At 74.7% G+C, this 23,443-nt stretch carries 16 protein-coding genes; 4 read left to right on the top strand and 12 right to left on the bottom strand.

Annotated elements, in window-relative coordinates; translation table 11 throughout:
- Window positions 1-62 precede the first annotated feature (62 nt).
- Entirely contained in the window at window positions 63-4,889 is a 4,827-nt protein-coding gene (locus F1D97_RS04670; protein WP_236122548.1) for an ATP-binding protein, read from the bottom strand.
- Between the two features lie 245 nt (window positions 4,890-5,134).
- On the opposite strand from F1D97_RS04670, the gene F1D97_RS04665 reads away from it, so the two are divergent.
- On the top strand, window positions 5,135-6,133 hold the full coding sequence (locus tag F1D97_RS04665; RefSeq protein WP_236122547.1) for a zinc-binding dehydrogenase: 999 nt from the start codon (window positions 5,135-5,137) through the stop codon (window positions 6,131-6,133).
- Window positions 6,134-6,178: 45 nt separating this feature from the next.
- Window positions 6,179-6,751, top strand: coding sequence for a bacterial proteasome activator family protein (locus F1D97_RS04660; protein WP_236122546.1), 573 nt, complete (start codon window positions 6,179-6,181; stop codon window positions 6,749-6,751).
- A gap of 4 nt (window positions 6,752-6,755) precedes the next feature.
- Here the strand turns inward: F1D97_RS04660 and F1D97_RS04655 are convergent, their stop codons facing one another.
- From F1D97_RS04655 to serS, 6 genes are all read right to left on the bottom strand, one after another.
- Window positions 6,756-7,619, bottom strand: coding sequence for an EamA family transporter (locus F1D97_RS04655; RefSeq protein ID WP_236122545.1), 864 nt, complete (start codon window positions 7,617-7,619; stop codon window positions 6,756-6,758).
- A gap of 43 nt (window positions 7,620-7,662) precedes the next feature.
- Window positions 7,663-8,586, bottom strand: a complete 924-nt coding sequence (locus F1D97_RS04650; protein WP_236122544.1) for a carbohydrate ABC transporter permease — start codon at window positions 8,584-8,586, stop codon at window positions 7,663-7,665.
- On the bottom strand, window positions 8,583-9,560 hold the full coding sequence (locus F1D97_RS04645; RefSeq protein WP_236122543.1) for a carbohydrate ABC transporter permease: 978 nt from the start codon (window positions 9,558-9,560) through the stop codon (window positions 8,583-8,585). The genes F1D97_RS04650 and F1D97_RS04645 overlap by 4 nt, the downstream gene beginning before the upstream one ends.
- Window positions 9,561-9,649: 89 nt before the next feature.
- Window positions 9,650-11,032 carry an ABC transporter substrate-binding protein gene (locus F1D97_RS04640; RefSeq protein WP_236122542.1) on the bottom strand — a complete coding sequence of 461 codons (1,383 nt, stop codon included), beginning with the start codon at window positions 11,030-11,032 and terminating at the stop codon, window positions 9,650-9,652.
- Window positions 11,033-11,233: 201 nt separating this feature from the next.
- Complete coding sequence (locus F1D97_RS04635) at window positions 11,234-12,031, bottom strand: HAD family hydrolase (protein ID WP_236122541.1); 798 nt, start codon at window positions 12,029-12,031, stop codon at window positions 11,234-11,236.
- The gene (gene serS / locus F1D97_RS04630) at window positions 12,028-13,308 is read right to left on the bottom strand and encodes a serine--tRNA ligase (RefSeq protein WP_236122540.1); all 1,281 of its coding nucleotides are present in this window, start codon (window positions 13,306-13,308) and stop codon (window positions 12,028-12,030) included. Before serS ends, F1D97_RS04635 begins: the two co-directional genes overlap by 4 nt.
- A gap of 196 nt (window positions 13,309-13,504) precedes the next feature.
- Here serS and F1D97_RS04625 point away from each other — a divergent pair, with 196 nt between their 5' ends.
- The gene (locus F1D97_RS04625; RefSeq protein ID WP_236122539.1) at window positions 13,505-14,632 is read left to right on the top strand and encodes a diacylglycerol/lipid kinase family protein; all 1,128 of its coding nucleotides are present in this window, start codon (window positions 13,505-13,507) and stop codon (window positions 14,630-14,632) included.
- Between the two features lie 82 nt (window positions 14,633-14,714).
- Window positions 14,715-15,401 (top strand): GntR family transcriptional regulator, encoded by a 687-nt coding sequence (locus tag F1D97_RS04620; protein WP_236122538.1) that lies wholly within the window; start codon window positions 14,715-14,717, stop codon window positions 15,399-15,401.
- 28 nt (window positions 15,402-15,429) lie between these two features.
- Here F1D97_RS04620 and pheA read toward each other — a convergent pair whose 3' ends face one another.
- From pheA to F1D97_RS04595, 5 genes are all read right to left on the bottom strand, one after another.
- Entirely contained in the window at window positions 15,430-16,389 is a 960-nt protein-coding gene (gene pheA, locus F1D97_RS04615) for a prephenate dehydratase (protein WP_236122537.1), read from the bottom strand.
- Window positions 16,376-20,809, bottom strand: coding sequence for a hypothetical protein (locus F1D97_RS04610; protein WP_236122536.1), 4,434 nt, complete (start codon window positions 20,807-20,809; stop codon window positions 16,376-16,378). Before F1D97_RS04610 ends, pheA begins: the two co-directional genes overlap by 14 nt.
- A gap of 89 nt (window positions 20,810-20,898) precedes the next feature.
- Complete coding sequence (locus F1D97_RS04605; protein WP_396022559.1) at window positions 20,899-21,750, bottom strand: glycosyltransferase family 2 protein; 852 nt, start codon at window positions 21,748-21,750, stop codon at window positions 20,899-20,901.
- A 98-nt stretch (window positions 21,751-21,848) separates the two neighbouring features.
- Complete coding sequence (locus tag F1D97_RS04600) at window positions 21,849-22,361, bottom strand: methylated-DNA--[protein]-cysteine S-methyltransferase (protein ID WP_317618953.1); 513 nt, start codon at window positions 22,359-22,361, stop codon at window positions 21,849-21,851.
- 160 nt (window positions 22,362-22,521) lie between these two features.
- Entirely contained in the window at window positions 22,522-23,346 is an 825-nt protein-coding gene (locus F1D97_RS04595; RefSeq protein WP_236122535.1) for a DUF5926 family protein, read from the bottom strand.
- Between the last annotated feature and the right edge of the window lie 97 nt (window positions 23,347-23,443).

Below are 23,443 nucleotides of genomic sequence, written 5' to 3'. Positions count from 1 at the left end.
GTCGACGACTGCGGGATCGAACGTCCCCACGACGGGGGCGATGGTGGGAACGACGGCCGGGGTCACGACGTGCTCCTCGGCGACTCGCCGGAGCCGGCGGCCTGGCGGCCGCGCGACGTGCCGGACTGGAAGCTCGACAGCCGGTTGCGCAGCTCGTTCGCGTCGCGCTGGACCGGGGCGGCCGGCTCGGTGGGCTCGGGAGCCGTGGCCGGGACGGCCGTCGGCACACGCTTCGTGAGCTGCTCGCCGGAGCGGTTCACGCTCGGGCGGTACGCCGACAGCTGGCTCAGCTCGGACAGCGCCTGCTCCTGGATGTCGGAGCGCAGCGCCAGCATCGCGGCCACGTTGTCGTCGAGCGTCCCGATGCGCGGGGCGACCGACGGCGGCACGGCCGGGTGGGGGACGTCCACCGCAGGTGCTGCAGCGGCGGCGGGGCGGCTCGCGGCCCACTCCGGCGGCGCCCAGGTGCCCGACGACGCGGGCGCCGCGGCGACCGGCGCGGGTGCGGCCGGAGCCGGGGGCTCGGGCGCGGACCAGGCGGGGGCCTCGGTGCGGACCGGCGACTCGGGCGGGACCGACGCGGGAGCCGACCAGCCGGCGGCCGGAGCCGGGGCGGGTGCCGGCGTGGGCGTCGGCACCGACGCCGGTGCGGACTCGGCCGGACCGGCCTCACCCTTGCGGCGACCGAACAGACCGGCCCAGCGCTTGCGCGAGCCCTTCTCCTCGGCGGGCTGACGCTCGAGCTCGGAGACGCCCTGCGCCCCGAACCCGGTGGGCGCACCCCAGGCGTGGGCGGCCGGCTGCTCGGCGACGGGCTGCGGCGCCACGGGGGCGACCGGGGCGACCGGCTCGACGGGCGCGGGCTGCTGCGCGAACGGCTGCTCCACCGGGGCGGGCGCGTAGCCCTGCTCGGCGTGCGCCACGGGGGCCTCGGCCGGTGCCTCGCTCTCCGCGAGCGACGGCCACGCCGGCGCACCCCACGCGGGGGTCGTCTCGGCCCAGACCTGCTCACCCTCGGCCTGCGGCTCGGCCTCGTCCGCGACGAGCGACGGGACCGCGAACGACGAGGCAGGCTCCGTCGGCTCGAGGGACGGGACGGCCTGCGCCGCGGGCTCCTCGACGACCGGGACGGCACCGGTGACGGCCTCCCACGACGGCGCCTGCCAGGCGGGCTGCCACGCGGGCTCGTCGGCGGCGGGCTCGGCGAGCTGCTCGGCAGCCGGCTCGACGACGGGCTCGGCGTAGACCGGCTCGACGACGGGCTCGGCGTAGGCCGGCTCGGCGACCGGCGCCTGCTCGGCGGCGGGCGCGGCGTCGGCGACGACCGGCTGCGCACCCGTGTGCCAGGCGCGGGCCTCGTCGAGCGTGCGCTCGAAGTCGAACTTCTCGGCGTCGGCGGCGGCGCGGCGGCGGGCGCCGGACCAGCCGGCGTAGCCGCTGTACGACGTGAAGGACACGCGCGGCGCCTCGGACGCGGGCTCGACCGGGGCCGGCTCGACGGGCGCCGGGGCGGACCACGCCTCGGCGGCCGGCTGCTCGGGCTCGTACGCGGCGGGAGCGGGCTCCTGCTCGTCGCGCGAGGCGAGCTCGTGCGACGCCTGCTCGTACGACGCGGGCTCGTAGGCGGCAGGCTCGTACGACGCGGGCTCGTAGGCAGCCGGCTCGTGCGACGGCTGCTCGTACGACGGCTGCTCGTGCGAGACCGGCTCGTAGGACGCGGGCTCGTAGGACGCGGGCTCGTAGGACGCGGGCGCGGCCTGCTCCTCGACCTGCTCCTGCTCGTGGCTCGGCTGCTCGTGGCTCGGCTGCTCGTACGAGAGCGGCTCGTACGCGGCGGGCTCGACGGCCTCGGGCTCGGACGCCTCGTAGCCGACAGGCTCGTACGACGTCTGCTCGAACGAGGGCTCGTAGGACGCGGGCTCGTACGACGCCGGCTCGTACGACGGCGGCGCGGCGGCCTCGGGCTCGTCGACCTCGGCCTGGTCGGCCGCGAACGACGCGGGCTCGTACTGGGCCGGCTCGTACTGGGCGGGCTCGTACTGGGCCGGCTCGTGCTGGGCCGGCTCGGACGACGCCGGCTCGAACGAGCTCGGCTCCGCCGGGGCCTCGACCGAGGACCCGAACGGCGTCGGCTCGTAGGAGGCGGGCTGGTAGGCCTGGTCGTCGGACGCGGCCGGCGCGTACTGCTCCGCCTCGACGGGCTCGGCGGTCACGGGCTCGAACGCCTGGGTCTCGTCGGACGCGAACGTCGGTGCCCAGGGCTGCTCGACGGGGGCCGGTGCGGCCTCGGCGGCGGGCTCGGGCGCGGACTCGTCGTCGGGGACGAGGCCGGGCACCTCGGTGACGGGCTGCGCGGACTCGGGCGTCCACGGCTCGTCGTCGTCCGCGGCGAGCGCGGGGACCTCGGGGGCTGCGGGCTGCTGCGGCTGCAGGCCGTGGGCACCGAGCGACATCCACGGCGCGCGGACCTGGTCGCTCACGCCGCCGTCGCCACCCTCGACGATCGCGTTGCGCGTGCGGAACCCGGAGAACAGGCCGGCACGAGCCGCGGGCGACGGGATGCTGGGCGTGTCCTCCTTGGGCGCGGCCGGCTCGGCGGCCGGCGCGGGCGCCGCCGGGGGCGGCGGCGTCGCGGAGGCGCGGGCGGCACGGCTGGGCAGGCCCGAGCCGGACGTGGCCTGCTGGACCGCGGGCGCCCAGTCGGGGGCCGCGGCGGACAGGTCCGGCGACAGGGTCGGCACGGCGGTCTCGGGCAGGACGATCGCGTTCTCGTCGAACGTCTTGCGCGGGCGGGCCGGCAGCTCGCCGCCGCCACGCGTGGGCAGCCCGGAGGGGCTGAGCTGCGGGACGGGGATGGGCGCGGAGTCCGCGGTCGGCTCGCTGCCGTCGCCGCGGCGACGACGCGGCAGGCCGAGCGACGTCTCGCCGTCGGTGAGCGCGGCGAGGTCGACGGGCGCGACCTCGGGGGCCACGGCGGCGTCCTGCGCCATCGTCGCCTCGACCGAGGCGGGCGCGCCGTACGACGAGGTCTCGGTCGTCGCGAACAGCGACGCGGGCAGCAGCACGGTGGTGTCGGTACCCGTGCCGCCGTCGGCCTTCGAGAGGCGGACCGCCGCACCGAGCTTCTGGGCGATGCGGCCCACCACGAAGAGGCCGAGGCGCTGGGCGCCGAGGGCGTCACCGGCGGCGGACGAGAGGATCTTGGCGTTCGCGGCCTCGATCTCCTCGTCGGTCATGCCGAGGCCGTGGTCGCGGATGCGGACCGCGACGAACTGGCCGGACACGCCGGTGGTGACGGTGACGGGGGTCTCCGGCTCGGAGAAGACCGTCGCGTTCTCGAGGAGCTCGGCGAGCATGTGCGCGGCGGGCAGCGCGTTGAAGCCGAGCATGTGCGGGTCGACCTGCAGGTCGAGCTCGACGCGGTCGTACTGCTCGATCTCGGAGGACGCGGTACGGATCACGTCGGAGAGCGGCATCGCGTCGCGCAGACGACGACCGGAGTCGATGCCCGCGAGCACGAGGAGCGACTCCGCGTTACGACGCATCCGGGTCGCGAGGTGGTCGAGGCGGAACAGGTTCGCCAGCGTGTTCGGGTCTTCCTCGGTGCGCTCGAGCGAGTCGATGAACGACAGCTGGCGGTTGAGGAGGACCTGGTCGCGACGGGCGACGTTGACGAACATCTCGGCGATGGAGCCACGCAGCGCGGCCTGCTCCTGCGCGACACGCACCGTGGTCGCGTTCATCGAGTTGAACGCCTGGGCCAGTCGGCCGACCTCGTCTCGCGAGTTCACGGGGATCGGGTCGAGCTGGACGTCCGGCTGCTCACCGGGGGTCGCCACCTGCTCGACGATCCGCGGGAGACGCTCACGGACGTCGGACGCGGCCGAGGTGAGGCGCCGCAGCGGGTTGACGATCGAGCGGGAGACGACGAGGGCGAGCAGGAAGGACAGGCCGGCCGCGAGGATGGTCGCGGCGATCGTCAGGTAGAACCGCTGCAGTGCGGCGTCCACGTCGGCGTCGGCGAGCGAGCGCGCGTGGTCGATGGCCGTGCCGGCGAGCTCGACGAGCTGCGTCGTCTGCGTCTCGATCTCGCCGACGTACGCGGCGGGGTCGACCTGGGCGACGGCGTCCTGGTCGCCCGAGGCCAGCAACGCACGCTGGGCGATGAACGCGGACGAGGGCTGGCCGCTGGGCAGCTTCAGCTCGAGGCCGGACATGCGGTTGAGCGCGACCGCGGACTGCGTGCGGGCGGACTCGACCGCGTCGACCTTCTCCTGGTAGACGGCGCCGAGCGCGGGGCTGATGACACCGCCGAGGAGCGAGGAGCCCTGGATGAGCTCGGCGACGAGGTCCGTCGACGTCTGCGACAGCTGGCGGTACGCGGTGACCGACGCGGCGACGTCTCGGTTGGGGAAGACCTCACCGAGCTGGGCGACGAGCTCGAGCTGGCCGTTCTCGATGGTCTGGAAGTTCGCCCGGACCACGGAGGACACACCACCGCGCTCGACCGCGAGGCGCGCGGCGGGCAGCGTGGTCTCGTAGTCCGCCTGGACGGACTGGAACTGCTGGACGAGCGCGTCCGGGAACCGGTCGAGCGGCAGGTCCTTGGTCTTCTGGCGCACCTCGGCGAGCGCCTGGTCCGTCGCGGCCTGCGCGGCGGCGATCACCTCGGGGTCGCCGGACGTCATCGACACGACGTACTCGTTGTCGATGGCCTGACCCAGCGGCTGGTACGCGCGCAGGGTGTCGGTGACGCTCTGCGTGGCGCGCGCCTCCTCGAGGTCGTCGAACGCGCTCACGGTGATGTAGACGCCGAGCAGGACGAGCACGAGCATGGGGACGGCCAGTACGGCCAGCACCTTGGCTCTGATGCCAAGTCGTCGCAGCATCTCGTTCCCTTCCTAGCCCGACGCGGGGGACCCGTCGGCGTGGGCACGACGCCGGATGACCCGTGCCCGAGTATCGGCCGTTGGACGATCGACCATTAGCCCGCGGCAGAGTTTGCCATGGACCTCACCCGGAGGGATACGACGAACCCGGACGAGGTGCCCCGCACGGAGGACCCGATGTGGTATCGAGCCGACCGGATACGTGCCAAAGGCGACATGTCGGGGGGCCCCGTTAGTGTGCACGAGTGCGCGCCGTCGTCATCACCGGGCCCGGTGGACCCGAGGTCCTGCAGGTCCGCGAGGTCCCCGAGCCGGGGTTCGGTCCCGACGAGGACCTGCAGCTGCTCGTGGACGTCGAGGCAGCGGGGGTGAACCGCGCGGACCTGCTGCAGCGGCAGGGGGTGTACCCGCCGCCGCCGGGCGCTCCGCCGTGGCCCGGCCTGGAGGTCGCCGGGGTCGTGCGCGCCGTGTCGGGCGGGCCCGCGGGGTCCGACGAGCGCGTGCCCGCCGTGGGCGACCGCGTCGCGGTGCTGCTCGCGGGCGGGGGCTACGCGGAGCGCGTCGTCGTGCCCGCGACGCTCGCCCTCCCGGTGCCCGAGCACGTGTCGTCCGTGGCCGCAGCGTCGTTGCCCGAGGCTCTCGCCACCGTGTGGTCCAACCTGCGGGAGGCGGGCGCCCGCGCGGGCGAGACCCTGCTGGTCCGCGGCGGGTCCGGCGGCGTCGGGTCGACCGCGGTGCAGCTCGGCCGGCTCCTGGGGCTGCGCGTGCTCGCGACGGCGGGCGGGCCGGGGCGCGTCGCGCGGGTCGCGGAGCTCGGGGCGGACGTCGCGCTCGACCACCGGGCCGACGACCTGGCGGACCAGGTGCTCGCGGCGACCGACGGCCGGGGCGTGGACGTCGTGCTCGACGTCGTCGGCGCGGCCGCGCTCGAGGACAACGTGCGGGTGCTGGCCCGCGACGGCCGCCTCGTCGTGATCGGCCTGCAGAAGGGACGGCGCGGGACGCTCGACCTGGGCGCGCTGATGGAGCGGCGGGGACGCGTCATCACGACGACGCTGCGCTCGCGCGACGCGCACGACAAGGCGCGGATCATGACGGAGGTCCGCGAGCACGTGTGGCCGTTCGTCGTCGACGGGCGCCTGCGTCCCGTGGTGCACGCGACGCTCGGCCTCGACGAGGCGGGGCGCGCGCACGAGCTGCTCGCGAGCGGCGAGGTGTTCGGCAAGCTCGTCCTGTCGGTGTGAGCCACGTGCCTGGCCCGTCACGGGTCCTTCGGTGAGAATGCTCCGATGACCGACCAGCCCCGCCCCGCTGCCCGCGACCCGCGCGTGGTCGTCGTCCCCCTGGCCTCGTCCGCCGAGGACGAGACCGCGCCCGACCGTCCCGACGAGGCCGACGCCACGGTCCAGGACGAGGACGAGGACGTGCGCGGCATGGTCGCGCAGCCCGCGAAGGTCATGCGGATCGGCACGATGGTCAAGCAGCTGCTCGACGAGGTGCGCAGCGCCCCGCTGGACGACGCGGCCCGCGCGCGGCTCGCGGAGGTGCACGAGCGCTCGCTGCACGAGCTCGAGGAGGGCCTGTCCCCCGAGCTCATCGAGGAGCTGCACCGCATCACGTTGCCGTTCTCCCAGGAGGAGACGCCGTCGGACGCGGAGCTGCGGATCGCGCAGGCGCAGCTCGTCGGGTGGCTCGAGGGCCTGTTCCACGGGATCCAGACGGCGCTCGTCGCGCAGCAGATGGCGACGCAGGCGCAGCTGCAGCAGATGCGCCGCGCGCTGCCGCCCGGGATGGTGCCGGCGCCGGGTGCGCGCGCCGGTGACCCGCGCACGGACGAGCACGGCACCGGGCAGTACCTGTAGGACGTCACGCAGGCGGGGGCGCCTCCTCGGCGGCGTCGGCCTCGCGGGCGGTGAGCGCGATCGCGCCGGACACGAGCACGAGCCCGACGAGCTCGAGCCCGTGCGGCACCTGCCCGAGCATCACGGCGCCGACGACCGCGGCGGTCGCGGGCAGCAGCGCGAGCAGCACCGCGAACGTCGCCGCGCTCACGCGCCGCAGCACGACCTGCTCGATCCCGTACGGGACGACGGAGGAGAGCACGGCGACGACGAGCACGAGCAGCGCGAGGCGCGCGTCGGTGAGCACCGGTCCGGCGCCCGGTGCGAGCAGCGGCGCGAGGACGAGCGCGCTGGCGGCCATCGCAACGCCGAGCCCCGTGAGCCCGCCCGTCGGTGCGGCGGCGACCCGCCGCCCGAGCAGGATGTACAGGGCCCAGCAGGTGGCGGCGACGCCGATAGCCACGAGCCCGCGCGCCGCGTCGTCGCCCACGTGCAGGCTCACGCCCGCGAGCAGGACCACGCCGGTCGCGGCGACGACGATCGCGGCGCGCTCGCGCCATCCCCGCCCGGTCACGGCGGCCACGGCGACGGGTCCGGCGAACTCGAGCGCGACGGCGGTGCCGAGCGGCAGGGTGTCGATCGCGACGTAGAACGCGACGTTCATGACGGCGAGCACGACGCCGAACAGCGCGGCGGTGCGCAGCGACCGCCACGTCCACAGCGCGCGCGTGCGCCACGGGCGGGTCCAGACCAGCAGGACGAGCGCGGCGACGGCGACGCGCAGCCACGCGACGGTCGCGGGCGCGAGGCGCGTGAACAGGTCGACCGCGACGGCCGCCCCCACGTACTGCGCGATGGCCGAGACCACGAACAGCAACGGGGCGGGCACGCCCGAAAGGCTAGCCCGCCCCGTCGCCGGGATCTCGCGTCCGTCACCCCTTCACGGAGCCCGCCAGCAGGCCGCGCACGAAGTACCGCTGGAGGGACAGGAACACGACCGCGGGGATGATGATCGACACGAACGCGCCCGCCGACAGGAGGAACCACTGCGAGCCGCGGGTCCCGGTGAGGTTGAGCAGCGCGACCGTCATGGGCGCGAGGTCGCGCGACGACCCGGCGAAGGTGAGGGCGACCAGCAGGTCGTTCCACACCCACAGGAACTGGTAGATGCCGAGCGCCGCGATCGCGGGCTTGAGCATCGGCAGCATCAGCCGGAAGAAGATCGTCACGTGCCCCGCACCGTCGACGCGTGCGGCCTCGATGAGCTCGCCCGGGATCTCCTGCATGAAGTTGTGCAGCAGGAACACCGCGAGCGGCAGCCCGAACATCGTGTGCGACAGCCACACGGCCCAGAACGTCCCGGACACGCCGATGTCCACGTACAGGCTGAGCAGCGGGATGAGGGTGACCTGGATGGGCACCACCTGGAGCGCGAACACCGCGATGAACAGCACGTTGCGCCCGCGGAAGCTCATCCACGCGAACGCGTACGCCGCGAGCGTCGCGAGGAACATCGGCAGCACGACCGCGGGGATCGTGATGACGATCGAGTTCACGATCGAGGGGGCGAGGGACTGCGCGCTGTCCGCCGACAGCACCGTCTCGTAGTTCTCGAGCGTGTAGTTCGGGTCGAAGAACGACGTCCACCAGCCCGACTTGTTGATGTCCGCGGCGGGCCGGAACGACGTGACGAGGAGCCCGAACGTCGGGATGGTCCACAGCACGGCCAGCACGACCGCGAACAGCGACGCCCACGGGCGCGACAGCCGGCGGCGCGCGGCCGCGGCGGTGGACTCCCCCGACCCGGGGGCCTTCGGCGGGCCGACGGTCGCGGTGTCGATCTGCACGGCGCTCATCGGTGGTCCGCCTTCCGCAGCTGGCGCACGTTGTAGACGATGATCGGCACGACGAGCACGAACAGCAGCACGGCGAGCGCCGCCCCCAGGCCCTGGTTACCGGCGCTGAAGCTCTGCGTGTAGAACTCGTTCGCGACGACGCTGGTGCCGAACTGCCCGGCCGTCATGGTCCGGACGATGTCGAAGACCTTGAGACACCCGATGGCGATGGTCGTCAGGACGACGATCAGCGTCGGGCGGATGCTCGGCACGGTCACGAAGCGGAACATCTCGAACGTGGAGACCCCGTCGAGCCGCGCGGCCTCGACGATCTCGGTGGGGATCGCCTTGATCGCGGCGGACAGGATCGTCATGGCGAAGCCGGCCTGGATCCAGATCATCACGACGATCAGGAAGAAGTTGTTCCACGGGCTGTTGAGCAGGAAGTTCTGCGGCGAGCCCCCGAGCCACACGATGACCTGGTTGATCAGGCCGATCTGGTTGGGGTTGTTCTCGACGTCCGGGTCGTAGAACCGGTACTCGTACATGAACCGCCAGATGATCGACGCACCGACGAACGAGATCGCCATCGGCAGGAAGATCAGCGCCTTGGCGGCGGCCTCGCCGCGTGCGCCGTCGACGAGGATCGCGTAGACGAGCCCGACGGCGGTCGCGACGAACGGTGTGACGAGCACCCACAGCACGGTGTTGCGCAGCACGACGAGCTGGTCGCCCGACGTGAAGATGTCGGTGTAGTTCCCGAGCCCCACGAAGCTGGTCCCCGCGGCGTCGTAGAACGACCGCCACAGGGTCCGCAGGGCGGGGTACACGAGGCCGACGGTGATGAGCAGCATCGTCGGCCCGATGAACCACCAGGCGACGCGGCGCACGCCGCGCCGCTCGAGCAGGTGGACGACGAGCAGGATGAGGCCGATGACGGCGGCGAACACGACCAGCGCGACCACCATCGTCACCAGCTTGTCGGCGACTTCCATGGCACCTCCCGGGGACGAGGGACGAGCGGACTCCACGCGTGCGCGCCGGTGCCCCGGGAGCGGTCCACCCCCGGGGCACCGACGTCACGTCAGGAGGCCGGCCAGGCCGCCTCGATCTTGTCGAGCGTGTCCTTGGTCGACTGCCCGGTGATCCAGTTGGTCGCCTCCTTCCAGAACGCGTTCGACCCGACGGCGGCGGGCATCATGTCCGAGCCGTCGAAGCGGAACACCGCGTTCTCGTCGAGGAGGATGTCGGCCGAGAGCTGGTCGATCGGGTTGGTGAGGATCGACGGGTCGAGACCCTTGTTCGCGCTGATCCAGCCACCGTTGGTCAGGTCGACGCTCGCCTGCGCCTTGAGGTTCGCCCAGGTGTCGGTGCTCCAGAACGCCTGCAGCGCCTGGACCTCGGGACGGTCGGCGAACGCGGTGACGAACTCACCGGCACCGAGGACCGGCTTGTCCTCGGCCGTCTCGCCCGGCAGGTAGAACGCGAAGATCTGGCCGTTCTCGGAGATGTCCGTGCCCTGCGGGAAGTTCGCCGCGTAGAACGACGCCATACGGTGCAGCGAGCACTGCCCCTCGAGGATCGGCAGGCCGCCGTCCTGGAACGCCGTGGTGGCGATCGACGAGACGTCGCCGAAGCCGCCGTTCACGAAGTCGGGGTTCTTGAGGTACTCGCCGACGGCGTCGAGCGCCTGCGTCGGGACCTCGGAGTTGAACGCGATCTCGTGGTTGACCCACTGGTCGTAGACCTCGGGGCCGCCGGTGCGCAGGACGAAGTCCTCCATCCAGTCGGTCACGGGCCAGCCGGTCGCGGCGTCGGACGCGATGCCCGCGCACCACGGCTTGTGCCCGGAGTCGGCGGCGATGGTGTCGGACAGCGTCTTGAGCTCGTCGAGCGTGGTGGGGACCTCCCAGCCGTTCGCCTCGAACTCCTGCGGGGAGTACCAGACGAGCGACTTCACGCTCGCGCCCGAGGGTGCGGCGTAGAACGTGCCGTCGACCGTGCCGAGGGCCTTCCAGTCCTCACCCCAGAACTCGTCGACGTTCGCGGCGACCTCCTCGGGCGCCTCGACGACCGTGCCGGTCGCGACGAGCTGGGCGAGCAGACCGGGCTGCGGGACGATCGCGATGTCCGGCGGGTTGCCCGCCTGCGCGCGCACGAGGATCTGCTGCTCGAACTGCTTGTCCGCCTGGTAGTCGACCTTCGCGCCCGTGCACTCCTCGAACGGCTTGAACGAGTCGATGTAGGGCTGGTCCTCGGGCGTGACGATGCCGGTGTAGATCGTCACCGTCTTGCCGTTCAGGTCGCCGTACTGCTCGAAGTCGGCGCAGTCCGCCGTGGGGGCCGCCCCCGCGGTGCTGTCGCCGTCGCCGTCTCCTCCGTCGTCCGAGCACGCCGTCAGGACCAGGGCGAGTGCCGCGGCCGTCGCCGCGATCGTGGTGTACCGACGCTTGCGCATCCCGTTCATGAGACCTCCGTGTCGTCATGGCGCACGACGCGGCCGTCACGACCGCATGTGCCATCCCACGATGCAAGTCGTTGCAAAAAGGACCCGCAACCCTCAACGCCCACAAACCGGTCACGATCGCGTCACGATCCGTTGCGGGCACGAGTCAACGACCGGTCACAGCCGCCCAGGTCAGCGCGCGGGCGGCGGCGGGAGGTCGCGTCAGGCGAGCAGCGAGCGCAGGACCGGGAGCGCGCCGTCGTCCTCGATGCCGCCCGTCACCTCGTCGGCGGCCGCCAGGACCGCGGGGCGCGCGTGACCCATCGCGACGCCGCGCGCGGCCCACTGCAGCATCGCGACGTCGTTGCCTCCGTCGCCGATCGCGAGCGTCCCGAACGGCTCGACGCCGAGCGCGCGCCGCACCGACTCCAGCGCGCTCGCCTTGGACACCCCGCCGGGCGTGAGGTCGAGCCACGCGCTCCACCCGATCGCGTACTCGACCTCGTGCAGGCCGACACGCTCGACGATCTCGTGGAACACGTCGGGGCTCTCGCCGACCGCCCGGATGATGACGCGCGTCGCGGACGTCATCGCGAGCTCGTCGAGCGTGACGACCTCGGTCTCGCCGCTCAGCTCGCCCTCCGGGAACGTCCCGGACACGCGGTAGCCCACGCCGAGGTTCTCGACGGCGAACAGCGCGTCGGGGAGCTCGAGCGCGATCGCGCGCAGCGCCGGCCCGGGGTCGAACGTCACGGTGTCCGTGATCTCGTAGCCCGCGGGCTCCTCGTCGCTCAGGCGCGCGGTCACCGCGCCGTTCGAGCACACCAGCCACCCCTCGGCGAGCCCCAGCTCGCGCGCGACCGGGACGGTCGCGTGGACGCTGCGGCCGGTCGCCAGCACCACGTGCAGCCCGGCTCCGACGAGCTCGCCGACCGCGTCGCGCACCTGCGGCGAGATCACGCCGTCGTACGACATGAGCGTGCCGTCGACGTCGAGGGCGACCAGCCGGGTGCGTGTCATCGTGGCTCCAGGACCTCGAGGCCGCCCAGGTACGGCCGCAGCCCGGCGGGCACGTGGACCGAGCCGTCGGCCTGCTGGTGGTTCTCCAGGATCGCGACGATCCAGCGCGTCGTGGCGAGCGTGCCGTTGAGCGTCGCCACGGGACGGACCTGGCCGTCCGCGGTGCGCTCGCGCACCCCCAGGCGACGGGCCTGGAACGTGGTGCAGTTCGACGTCGAGGTGAGCTCGAGCCAGCGCTGCTGGCTCGGCAGCCACGCCTCGCAGTCGAACTTGCGTGCCGCGCTCGAGCCGAGGTCGCCCGCCGCGGTGTCGATGACGCGGAACGGCAGCTCCGCGAGCGCGAGCATCTCCTTCTCCCACCCGAGGATGCGGCGGTGCTCGTCGTAGGCGTCCTCGACGGTCGTGTACGAGAACGCCTCGACCTTGTGGAACTGGTGCACGCGGATGATGCCGCGCGTGTCCTTGCCGTACGAGCCGGCCTCGCGCCGGTAGCACGCGCTCCAGCCGGCGTACCGCCTGGGGCCGTCCGACAGGTCGAGGATCTCGCCCGAGTGGTAGCCGGCGAGCGCGACCTCGCTGGTCCCGACGAGGTACAGGTCGTCGGCCTCGAGGCGGTAGATCTCGTCGGCGTGCGCACCGAGGAACCCGGTGCCCGCCATGATCTCCGGCTTCACGAGGGTCGGCGTGATGACCGGCGTGAAGCCGAGGCCCACGGCCTTGTCGACCGCGGCGTTGAGCAGCGCGAGCTCGAGGCGCGCGCCGATGCCCGTGAGGTAGTAGAACCGGGCGCCCGAGACCTTCGCGCCGCGCTCGGTGTCGATCGCGCGCAGCCCCTCGCCGAGCTCCAGGTGGTCCTTCACCGCGAAGTCGGCGCCGTACTCCGCGGCGAAGTCGCGGGGCGTGCCCACGTGCTCGAGCACCACGTAGTCGTCCTCGCCGCCCGCGGGCACGCCGTCCTCGACGACGTTGCCGATGCGGCGCGCGAGCTCGTCGGCCCGGGCCTGCGCGGCGTCCGCCTCGGCCTGCAGCTCCTTGACCCGGTCGGCGACCTTCTTCGCGTGCGCGAGCAGCGCCTGCTTCTCGTCGCCCTGCGCCTGGGCGACCTTCTTGCCGTGCGCCTTCTGCTCGGCGCGCAGCGTCTCGAACTCCGTGAGCGCGGACCGGCGCCGTGCGTCGGCGTCCAGGACCTCGTCGACGAGGCCGGGGTCGTCCCCGCGGACACGCTGGCTGGCGCGCACGGTCTCGGGGTCGTCACGCAGGAGCTTGAGATCGATCACCCTCGAAGGCTACCGACCCTCGTCGTCCCCGCTGAACGCGACGCCCACTCGCCCCCGGTTGCACCCCGACGACCCCGTGGTTCCTCCGGGGACGGACCACCGGAGCCGGACGAACCACGGGGTCGGTGAGGGTGAGTCCGGATTGCCCCGGGGTATTCCGCGCGCCCGGGGCGCCGCGGACGGCTAGTTTGCCGGTGTGAGATGGGAGGCGTGGACCGCGCTCGCCGCCGGAGTGCTCGCGGTCGTCGCCCTCGTCGTCGCCGCGGTCGTCGCGCTGCGCCAGCGGGACCTGCTGCGGCGCCTCGACGCGGAGGACCCCGCCACCAGCCCGCGGGCCCGCGCGCTCACGCGCCAGGTGCGCGCCCGCGGCCAGCAGCTCGCGTTCGTCGCCAACCCGACCAAGCCCGACGTCCCCGCGCTGCGCGAGGCCATCGAGAACGCCGCGGCGGAGCAGGGTCTGCCCCGACCGCTGTGGCTCGAGACCACGATCGAGGACCCCGGCACGGGCCAGGCCCGTGAGGCGGTCGAGCGCGGCGCGGACGTCGTGGTCGCCGTGGGCGGCGACGGGACGGTGCGCGGGGTCGCGGCCGCACTCGTCGGGACCGGGGTGCCGATGGGGCTGCTGCCGCTCGGCACGGGGAACCTGCTGGCGCGCAACCTCGACATCCCGATCGGCAGCCCGCTGTCCGCCCTCGAGGCGGTGGTCACGGGCCGGGACCGCACCATCGACGTCGGCTGGCTGCGCGTGGAGTCCGCCGCCAAGGACCCCGACGACCACGCGCACGCGCACGACGGCGACGAGCACCTGTTCCTCGTGATCGCAGGGCTCGGGTTCGACGCGGCGATGGTCGCGGACGCCGACGACGGCCTCAAGGCGCGCGTCGGGTGGATCGCCTACTTCCTCGCCGGGATCAAGCACCTGCACGGCCGCCGCACGCGCGTGCACCTGCGCATCGACGACCGCCCCGCGACGAGCGCGCGGCTGCGCAGCCTGCTCATCGGCAACTGCGGCCGCCTGCCGGGCGGCATCACGCTGCTGCCGGACGCGGTCGTCGACGACGGGTGGCTCGACATCGCGGCGATCGACACGCGCGGCGGCGTCGCGGGCTGGGCGCAGCTGTTCGGCGAGGTCGTGCTGCAGGGCGTGGGGGTCAAGGGGATGCCGCGCGGCATCGGGCGCATCGACCACACGCGCGCCCGCGCGGTGCGCGTCGCGGTGTCGGGTGCCGAGCACGCGCAGGTCGACGGCGAGGTCGTCGGGCGCGTGTCCGAGGTGTCCGCGCGCATCGACCCCGAGGCGCTCGTCGTCCGCGTGGCAGCCTGACGAGGGACGAGGGTCCCGACGACACGCGCGTCGACGTGCATACGGTGGACATGCCCACACCCGCGCGACGAGCGGAGCCGCCATGCCCATCCCCACGCAGACCGCAGCGGTCGAGTCCGGACGGCTGCTGCTCGCCGACATCGTGTACGAGCGGCTGATGGCCGTCATCGTGAGCGGCGAGCTCGCGCCCGGCGAGGTCGTGCGCGAGGAGGAGATCGGTGCGTGGCTGTCGGTGTCCCGCACGCCCGTGCGCGACGCGATGCGCCGGCTGGGCGACCAGGACCTGCTGACGTACCAGCCGAACCGCGGCTCACGGGTCGCGCCGCTCGACCCGGACCACCTGCGGGACGTGCTCGACGTGGTCGCGACCCTGTCCGCGCAGGCCGCGGGACGCGCCGCCGACCGGCTCTCCGCCGCGGACCTCGCGCTCGTCGAGGCGCACGTCGCGCAGGCCGTGGCCGCGCACGACCAGGGCGAGGGCGTCGAGCGGGCCGTCGAGCTCGACGCCGCGCTCGACGTGCTGCTCGAGCGTGCGGGCAACCGTGTGCTGTCCCGCACGGTCCACGCGATGCGCCCGCACGTCGACCGGCTGCTGGGCCTGCTGCCCGGCTACCCGGGTACGGACGTGGTGCGCGAGCGGACCGACGCGTTCGTCGCGGCGCTGCGCACGAGCGACCCGGAGGTCGTGCGCGACGCGGTGCGCGGGCTCGTCACCGAGCTCGGGCAGGGGCTGACGAGCGAGGCCGTGCGCCGCGGGCTGGCGGTCTGAGCCGGGCTCTGCGCGGCCTGCGCGGCCGTCAGGTCGTCGCGCCCCCGCGCACCTGCGCGAGCCACTCGCGCGCGGACCGGAAGTCGGCGTCGCTCGTCCCGACGTGCACCGTGGGCCGCACGGCGTCCGCGCGCGGGTACGAGCCGAGGAACCGCACGTACGGGCAGCGCCGGTGCAGGCCCATGAGCGCCTCCCCCACGCGCTCGTCGGTCACGTGCCCCTCGGCGTCGATGGAGAACGAGTAGCGGCCGAGCGAGTCGCCGATGGGCCGCGACTCGATGCGCGACAGGTTCACGCCCCGCGTCGCGAACTGCTCGAGCATCGCGAGCAGCGCACCGGCCTCGTTGTCGGGCAGGTGGACGACGAGCGTCGTCTTGTCCGCGCCCGAGGGCGGCGGGACCGCACCGGGCGGGCCGATGAGCACGAAGCGCGTGGCGGCGTCGACGTTGTCGGCGACCTCCTGCGCGAGCGCCTGCAGGCCGTACGTGCCGACCGCGCGCGGCGGGACCAGCGCGGCGTCGAACCCGAGGTCCGGGTCGCCGGGCGCGGACTGCGCGATGAGCGCCGCGGGTGCGGTGTTCGACGTCGCGGGCACGTGCACCACGTCGGGCAGGTGACGCGCGAGCCACCGGCGGCACTGCACCCACGCGTGCGGGTGCGCGGAGATGCGGCGCACGTCGGACAACGCGACGCCCGGTGCGGCGACGAGCGTGAACTGCACCGGCACGAGCATCTCGCGCAGGATCACCAGCGGGTCGCCGGTCGCGAGCCGGTCGAGCGTCGCGGTGACGCCGCCCTCGACGGTCGACTCGATCGCGACGACCGCGCGGTCCGCCCGGCCCTCGCGCACCGCGTCGATCGCGGACGCCACGTCGTGCTGCGGCAGGTACACGGCCCCGTCGGGCGAGACGACCTGGCGCAGCGCGTCCTCGGTGAACGTCCCGTCGGGGCCGAGGTAGGCGTAGCGCAGGGCTTCAGGCTGGGACATCGTCGCCGTCCGGTCGAGGGTTCGGGTCGTCGCTCGCAGGGTAGCCGTCGGTGACCGCGCGCAGCCCGAGGGTCCCGAGCAGCGGCACGGCGGCGACGAGCATGACGGTCACGATGCGCACGCCGTAGTCGTTGACGAGCCCGCCCGCGACGCCCGCGACGAGCAGGCCGACGACGACGGGCCGCGCGGGCGGCCACCGGCGCTCGAGCAGGTCCCACGCCGGCACGCGCACGCGGCTGCGCGGCCACAGCACGACCACGGCGAGCACGACGACCGCGAGCGTGAGCACCGTGACCCACCCGGTGGTGACCGTCGCAGCCGCGTACCCGAGCTTGCGCGCGACCGTCTCCCACGCGGAGCCGTCGACGACGCGCTGCACGAACACGCCCAGGTGCGTGCGCTCCGCCTCGGGCCGCAGCCAGTCGAGCACCGCGATGCCGCCGACGACGAGCACGCCCGCCGCTCCCGCGACGAGCAGCCGCACCCACGTGACGCGCACGCCCGCGACGCCGAGCACGACGACGAGCCCGGCGGGCACGAGCACGAGGCCGCCACCGACGTCCGCGCCGAGCGCGGGCCACAGGTCGACGACGAGCGCGATCCCGCACACCGCGGCGGCGACGAGCGTGCCGAGCAGGCGGCGGCCGCGCCGCACGAGCGCGTACCCGCAGATCGCCGCGGTGACGAGCGCCGCGACCACGTAGAACGAGTAGGTCGGGTTGCCGAACCCGTAGAACCGGCCGCCGAGCGTGACCGCAGGGCCCTGCGGCGAGCCGCGGTGCAGCGGTGTGCCGAGCACGGCGTCGAGCGTGAGCACCGCGAACGTGACGCCCGCGACGACACCCGGCCCCGCGGTGAGCGGCCGGCGCGGCACCAGCGCGGCCACCCCGGCGACCACGGCGGTCGCGGCGCCGCACGCGAGCCACAGCGTGCGGTCCGGGTCGGCGTAGCGCCACCACGAGGTCGTCGTCATGAGGAACAGCCCCACGGGCAGCGCCGCGAGCACGAGCAGGAGCGCGTCGGCCGCGCGGCGCAAGCGCTCCGCCAGGGCGGACCGGCGGCGTGCCAGGCGCGGGCCGAGCACCGCGGCGGCCACCACGACGAGCAGCGCGACCACCAGCGGCGGGGTCGTCACGGGCGTCGACGTGCCGCGCAGCGCCTGGTCGCGCGTCGTGAGGTCCGCGAGCTGGCGCACGGTCGTCGCGACCGCCGCCGGCCGGTCCTCGCCCACACGCACGGGCGAGCCCGCGAAGTCGTCGGACACGCGCGTCCCCGCGTGCGACAGCAGCGCGACCGGCACGTCGAGCAGCCGGAACACGCCCACCCAGCGCGTCGACGCCGACCCGAGGTACCCCGAGCCCGTGCCCGGATCCCCGATGCCGACGCCCAGCGCCGGTCGGCCCCGCTCGCCGAGCCCCGTGTCGACGAGGAGCACGGTCGCGTCGTCGGGCACCGCACGCAGCACGCGCGCGACGTCCCGGTCGACCCGCCGCAGCGCGTCGGTCACGGCGTCCTCGCCCAGCACGTCGACGAGCACCGGGTCGACGGCCGACGAGCCCGCGTCGACCACGGTCGTCGGGCACGCGAACGCGTCGTCGGCGTCGGTGAGCGCCTCGTCGAGCGTGCGGTAGCGGGCCACGCGCCCGTCCGGCTCGGCGAGCGCGAGCGCCGCACCCGGGCCGACCGCGGTCGCGCACGTGCCCGAGGCCGCGAGCCCCACGCCGAGCGCGCCGAGGCGCGGCTTGAACTCCGAGCGGGACTGCAGCGCCACCAGGTCGTCCCAGTGCTGCACGCTCGCGCCGTCGCCCGCCTGCGCGACCCCCCACGTCGCGCACGACCAGCGACCGCTCGTCGTCGTCCCCGAGATCGGTGCCCGGCCGGACGACAGCGCGAGCCACCCGCCGGACTCGCACCACGAGTTCCGGCCCGACGTCCCCGCGGTGACGCCGCCCGCGGGTGCGCCGTCGCGCAGCAGCCCCCACAGCGTGGGCGTGGTGGTCCGGTCGACGTCCGACCAGTCGACACCCGTGGTCCCGACGAGCACCACGGGCGCGTCGGCGGGCATCGCGGACGGCCCCGCGCCGACCGTCACGTCGCCCGCGACGGCCGCCGGCAGGGGCACGACGACGGTCGCGAGCAGGAGCGTCGCGAGCAGGCCGCCGCCGGACGCGACGAGCACCGCGGGCATGCGGTGCAGCGGCGCACGCACGGGCGCGGGCTCGTCGGGCAGGTGCGCCCACCGGTGCTGGGCCAGCGAGGCGAGCAGCAGGCCACCCGACAGGGCGAGCACCGTCGAGGCGACCACCACGCCGGAGTCGTTGAGCAGGCTGCCGAGCACCGCGACCACGACCACCGCGAGCAGCAGCCGGCTCAGGCCCGGCCACGTCGCGTACAGGCGGCGCAGCGGCGCGGGGCGCCAGCGGTCCGGGCCGACGAGCACCGCGCACAGCGCGACGCACACGATCGTCGCGACGAGCCCCACGGGCGACGTCACGGTCGCCCACGCACCCGCGGCCTTGCCCGCGACCACGCCGAACGCGTCACCGTCGAGCACGCGCTGCACGAACTGCCCCAGGTGCGAGCCGCGGCCCGGCCGCGCCCAGTCCACGACGGACACGAGCACGACCACCCCGATCGCCGCCGCGACGTAGCCGAGCGCGCGCCGCGCGCCGAACGTCCCGCCGCCGACCGCGACCACCAGCACCGCGAACGCGGGCACGAGCGCGAGCACGCCGCCGAAGTCCGCACCGAACGCCGGCCACCCGTCGACGACGACCGACACCGCACCGACCGCCGCCGCGGCGAGCACGCCGGCGCTGCGCCGCCCGCGCTCCACCGCGTACGCGGCGACGCCCGCCGCCAGCACCAGGGACGCCGCGGCGTACACGCCGAACGTCGTGTTGCCGAACCCGTAGTACCGCGCCCCGAGCGTCGAGATGCCGAGCACCGAGCCCTGCTGCAGGACCGTGCCCGTGAGCCCGTCGACCGTGACCACGAGCCACGTGACCCCGGCGGCCGCTGTGGCCAGCCGCCACCGGCTCTCCGGCAGCAGACGCGCCACGAGCCACACGACGAGCGCCGCACCGACCGTCGCCACGCCCCACCACCCGGCCGCGGCGAACAGCGGCGCGGGCGAGTCCCACCACCGCGACAGCGCCGCGAGCTGCGCGCCCACGGGCGTGCACACCCCGAGCATCAGCACCGCGAGCGTCACGCGCCGCAGCGCGGGCGTCGGCTGCCGACCCCGGCGGCGCAGCAGCACCACCGCGCCCACCGCGAGCGCCGCGGCCACCCCCACGACCGCGAGCAGCAGCGGCATGAGGTGCGGGCCGATCGTCGTCATCTCGGTCAGGTACCGGCGATTCTCGACCGTCCGGTCCGCGTTCGTGCGCCGCTCCGTGACCTGCAGCGGCGCGCCGTCGAGCTCGGCCGGGTCCGCGCCCGCAGCCTGCACCAGCGTCGCCGACAGGTCCGTGAGCGTCACGATGCCCGTGCGCCGCGTCGAGTCCGACGTCAGCCAGCCCGGCGCCGACGAGCCCGCACGCCACTGGAGCACCGCCTGCAGGCCCGTCTCCCCCGTCGGGCCGTCGGACGTGCCCGCGACGACCACGCGCGTGCCCGGGTCGACGAGCGCCAGGACCCGGCGCAGGTCCTCGTCGAGCAGCGACAGCGCGTCCCGCCGCTCGGTGCGGTCGGCGGGCAGCTCGCCCGCGTCCAGCACCGTGACCGCGCAGGCCGACAGCGCGTCGTCGGGCACGTCGCCGAGGCGCAGCGCGTACCGGTCGAGCCGGCCCGTGGTGTCCGCGAGCGCGAGCGCCGCACCCGGACCGACGGCCGTGGTGCACTCGCCCGTCGGGTCGACCAGCGTCGCGACCGTGCCGGGCGTCCCGTAGCTGCCGGCGGGGACCTCGTCGGACGGCGGGTCGACCAGGTCGGTCCACCCCGTGACGACCGCCGGACCGGGGACCTCGTCGCTCGCGCTCACCCCCGGCATCGGCGGGCAGTCGTCGATCGCCTCGTCGGTGCCGTCGTCCTCACCCTGCTGCGCGAGGACCCCCTCGTCGGCGGGCACCGGCGGCACGCGGCGGCCCGCGGAGATCGTCAGCCAGCCGCCGAGCCGGCACATCTGCGCCGACGACGTGTGCACCGAGATCGAGCCGACCGCGCCCTCGTCGACCATCCGCCACAGCGTGGGCGTGCCGGATCGCTCGACGTCGTCCCAGTGCAGCCCGCCGACCCCGACGAGCACGACGGGCTGGGCGGGCGCGGGCGCCTCGTCCGCGCGCGCGGGTGCGGCGCCGACGACGAGTCCCGCGGCACCGCCGAGCAGTCCGACGAGCAGCGCGGCGAGCAGCGCCAACGCGCGCACCAGAGCCGCCCGAGGACGCGCCGGTGCACGGTCAGGGGTCAGCGCGGGCACCGGACCAGGGTAGGGGGCCACCCCGTGCGCGGGTCCGCAGCGCCCGACCAGCGGCCGCCCGGCCGGCGGCTGCCCGGCCAGCGGCGCGGTCAGCGGTGCGTGGGCGACTGCGCGGACGAGACCGACCGGCGCACCGCGCCCGCCGCCGCCCGCACACGCCGCGCGTTCGCCGCGAGCTGCACGTCGCGGTACTGCGCCGCGCGGTGCAGCTGGCCGCGCAGGTCGCTGCCCGACGGGCGGTGCCGCAGGTCGCACGGGACCTCGACCACGCGGAACCCCTGGCGCAGCAGGTCGATCGTCATGCCCGTCTCCACGCCCCAGCCGTGCGCGAGCGGCGTCGCCGCCTCGAACGCCTCGCGTGTCAGGCAACGCATGCCGGACAGCGGCTGGTTCGGCGTCCAGCCGGTGAGCGAAGCGATCGCGCGCCGCGCGGCCCCGACGACGAGCCCGCGGCCACCGGCACCGGGCTGCGGCGGCAGGTTCGCGATCGCCAGGTCCGCGTGCCCCTCGAGCACCGGCGGGACGAGCGGCGCGGTGTTGACCGCGGTCTCCGCGAGGTCGCCGTCGATGAACAGCAGGACGCGCGCGGGACGGTCCGGGGCGTCGCGCATCGCGACGACCGCGGCCCCGGTCTCCATCGCGGCGGCCTTGCCGCGGTTGTGCGAGTGCCGCACGACGACCGCGCCCGCCTCGCGCGCCACGTGCTGCGTGTTGTCCTCGGAGCCGTCGTCGACGACGAGCACGAGGTCGACGTGCGGGATCGCCTTGGCCGAGCGCACCGTCGCCGCGATGCGGCGGGACTCGTCCTTGGCGGGGATGATCACCGCGACCCGCTGGCGGACCCGGCTGCCGCGCGCCCGGGGCTTGTCGGCGTGCTCGGTCGAGGCGGGCTCGGTCGCGGGCGGGTCGCCTGCGCGGTCGGCCGGGGCGGGGGGCGTCACGGCGCTCAGCCTACTGACGCGCGCGCCGCGCGTCAGAACGGTTCGGTCACACCGCGGGAAGTTCCGTGCGGCGCCCGCCCCCTCCGACCAGCCCGCGCTCAGAAGAGGGTGGCCACGGCGCTGCCGGACTCGAGGTCCAGCAGCGCGCGCTTGCGGTCCACGCCCGCCGCGAAGCCCGTGAGCGTGCCGTCCGCGCCGATCACGCGGTGGCACGGCACGACGATCGCGATGCGGTTGGCCCCGTTGGCGGCGCCGACCGCGCGCGACGACGTGCGCGGGTCGAGCCCGATCGCGGCCGCGAGCGCGCCGTACGTCGTCGTCGTGCCGTACGGGATGCGCCGCAGCCCCTCCCACACACGCTGCTGGAACGCCGAGCCGACCGGGCGCAGCGGCAGGTCGAAGTCGTGCAGCGCGCCCGCGAAGTACGCGTCGAGCTGGTCGACCGCCTCGCGCAGCAGGGGGTGGTCGTCGGGTACGACGCGCGTGCTCGTGAGGTCCGCGAACGGGTCGGCCGCGTGGTCGTCGGACCGGGTCATCCGCACGTGCGTGACCGCCGCACCCTCGTCGTCGTCGACGACGCCCACGGACACGGGCCCGATCGGGCTCGTCACGACGGTGTGCCACCTCGAGTGCCAGCTCGAGTGCCGACCCACGTCCATACGCCTCACCCCCGGGTCCAGCATGGCCCCTCCCTCTGACAGCCTCCTGACACGCCGCGGCCCGGCGGTCTCCACGAGGAAGACGACCGGGCCGCGGCGGACGTGAGGTCGGTCAGCGCAGCGTGACCTGGCGCGCGACGAGGCCCGCGCGGGCGCGGCGCTCGTTCGCGTCGAGCGGCTCCGTGCTCGCGAGCGCCGCCTCGAACGCGGGCGCGAACTGGCCGACGGGCTCCTCGAGCTCCTCCGCCTCGGTCCCGCGCGCGAGCTCCCACACCGGCACGACGAGCCCGCTCGACCGGAAGTAGCCGATGAACTTGCCTCCCGCGAAGCCCGACTCACGCTTGGCGTGCAGGCGCGCGAGGCCGTCCAGGACCGTCTGCTCGTCGTGCGGCTGCGCCCAGCGCAGGAACTCCTTGGCGCCCATGCGGCACCAGTACGCCGACTCGACCGCCGCGACCTTCGCGGTGTCGATGATGCCCGCGTCGGCGTCCTCGATCGCGGCCTCGAGGTCCGCGGTGCGCTCGACGTCGGGCGCGAGCCAGTAGGAGAACGAGTCCTGCACGGTGACCTCGAACGGCACCGACAGGTCGAGCACGTCCTGCAGGCGCGGGCCGGCCTCGGGCAGCCCGGTGGTCTCGATCGCGGTGCCGGGCTCGACGTCGAGCGCCTCGATCAGCGCGGCGGCCAGGTCGCGGCTCGCGTCGCCTGAGCTGGACGTGGTCTGCAGCGCCAGCAGGATCACACCGTCGGAGCGGTGCAGCGCGGGCCATGCCTGCGGCAGGATCGTCGTGACGAGGACGTCCTTCGCGCCGTACTCCTTCGTGGTGCGCGCCGTCGCCGTCGCGGCGGGCACGACCTCCTTGAGCGCGACCCAGTCGGGCTCGCCGGGGAGCCCCTCGAACGGACGCAGCACGAACTCCACAGAACCCTTGGCCATGCCCGCGAGCCTACCGGCCCACCCGTTCCCCCTCCGCCCAGCCCCGTCCCCCGCCCTCCTCACGACCCCGCGGTTGCTCCGCGATCAGCGGGGCTGA

Source organism: Cellulomonas palmilytica, from assembly GCF_021590045.1.
GTDB classification, from domain to species: domain Bacteria; phylum Actinomycetota; class Actinomycetes; order Actinomycetales; family Cellulomonadaceae; genus Cellulomonas; species Cellulomonas palmilytica.
Note: the sequence above shows the minus strand (reverse complement) of the source record. Positions and strands in the feature narration are given on the sequence as shown.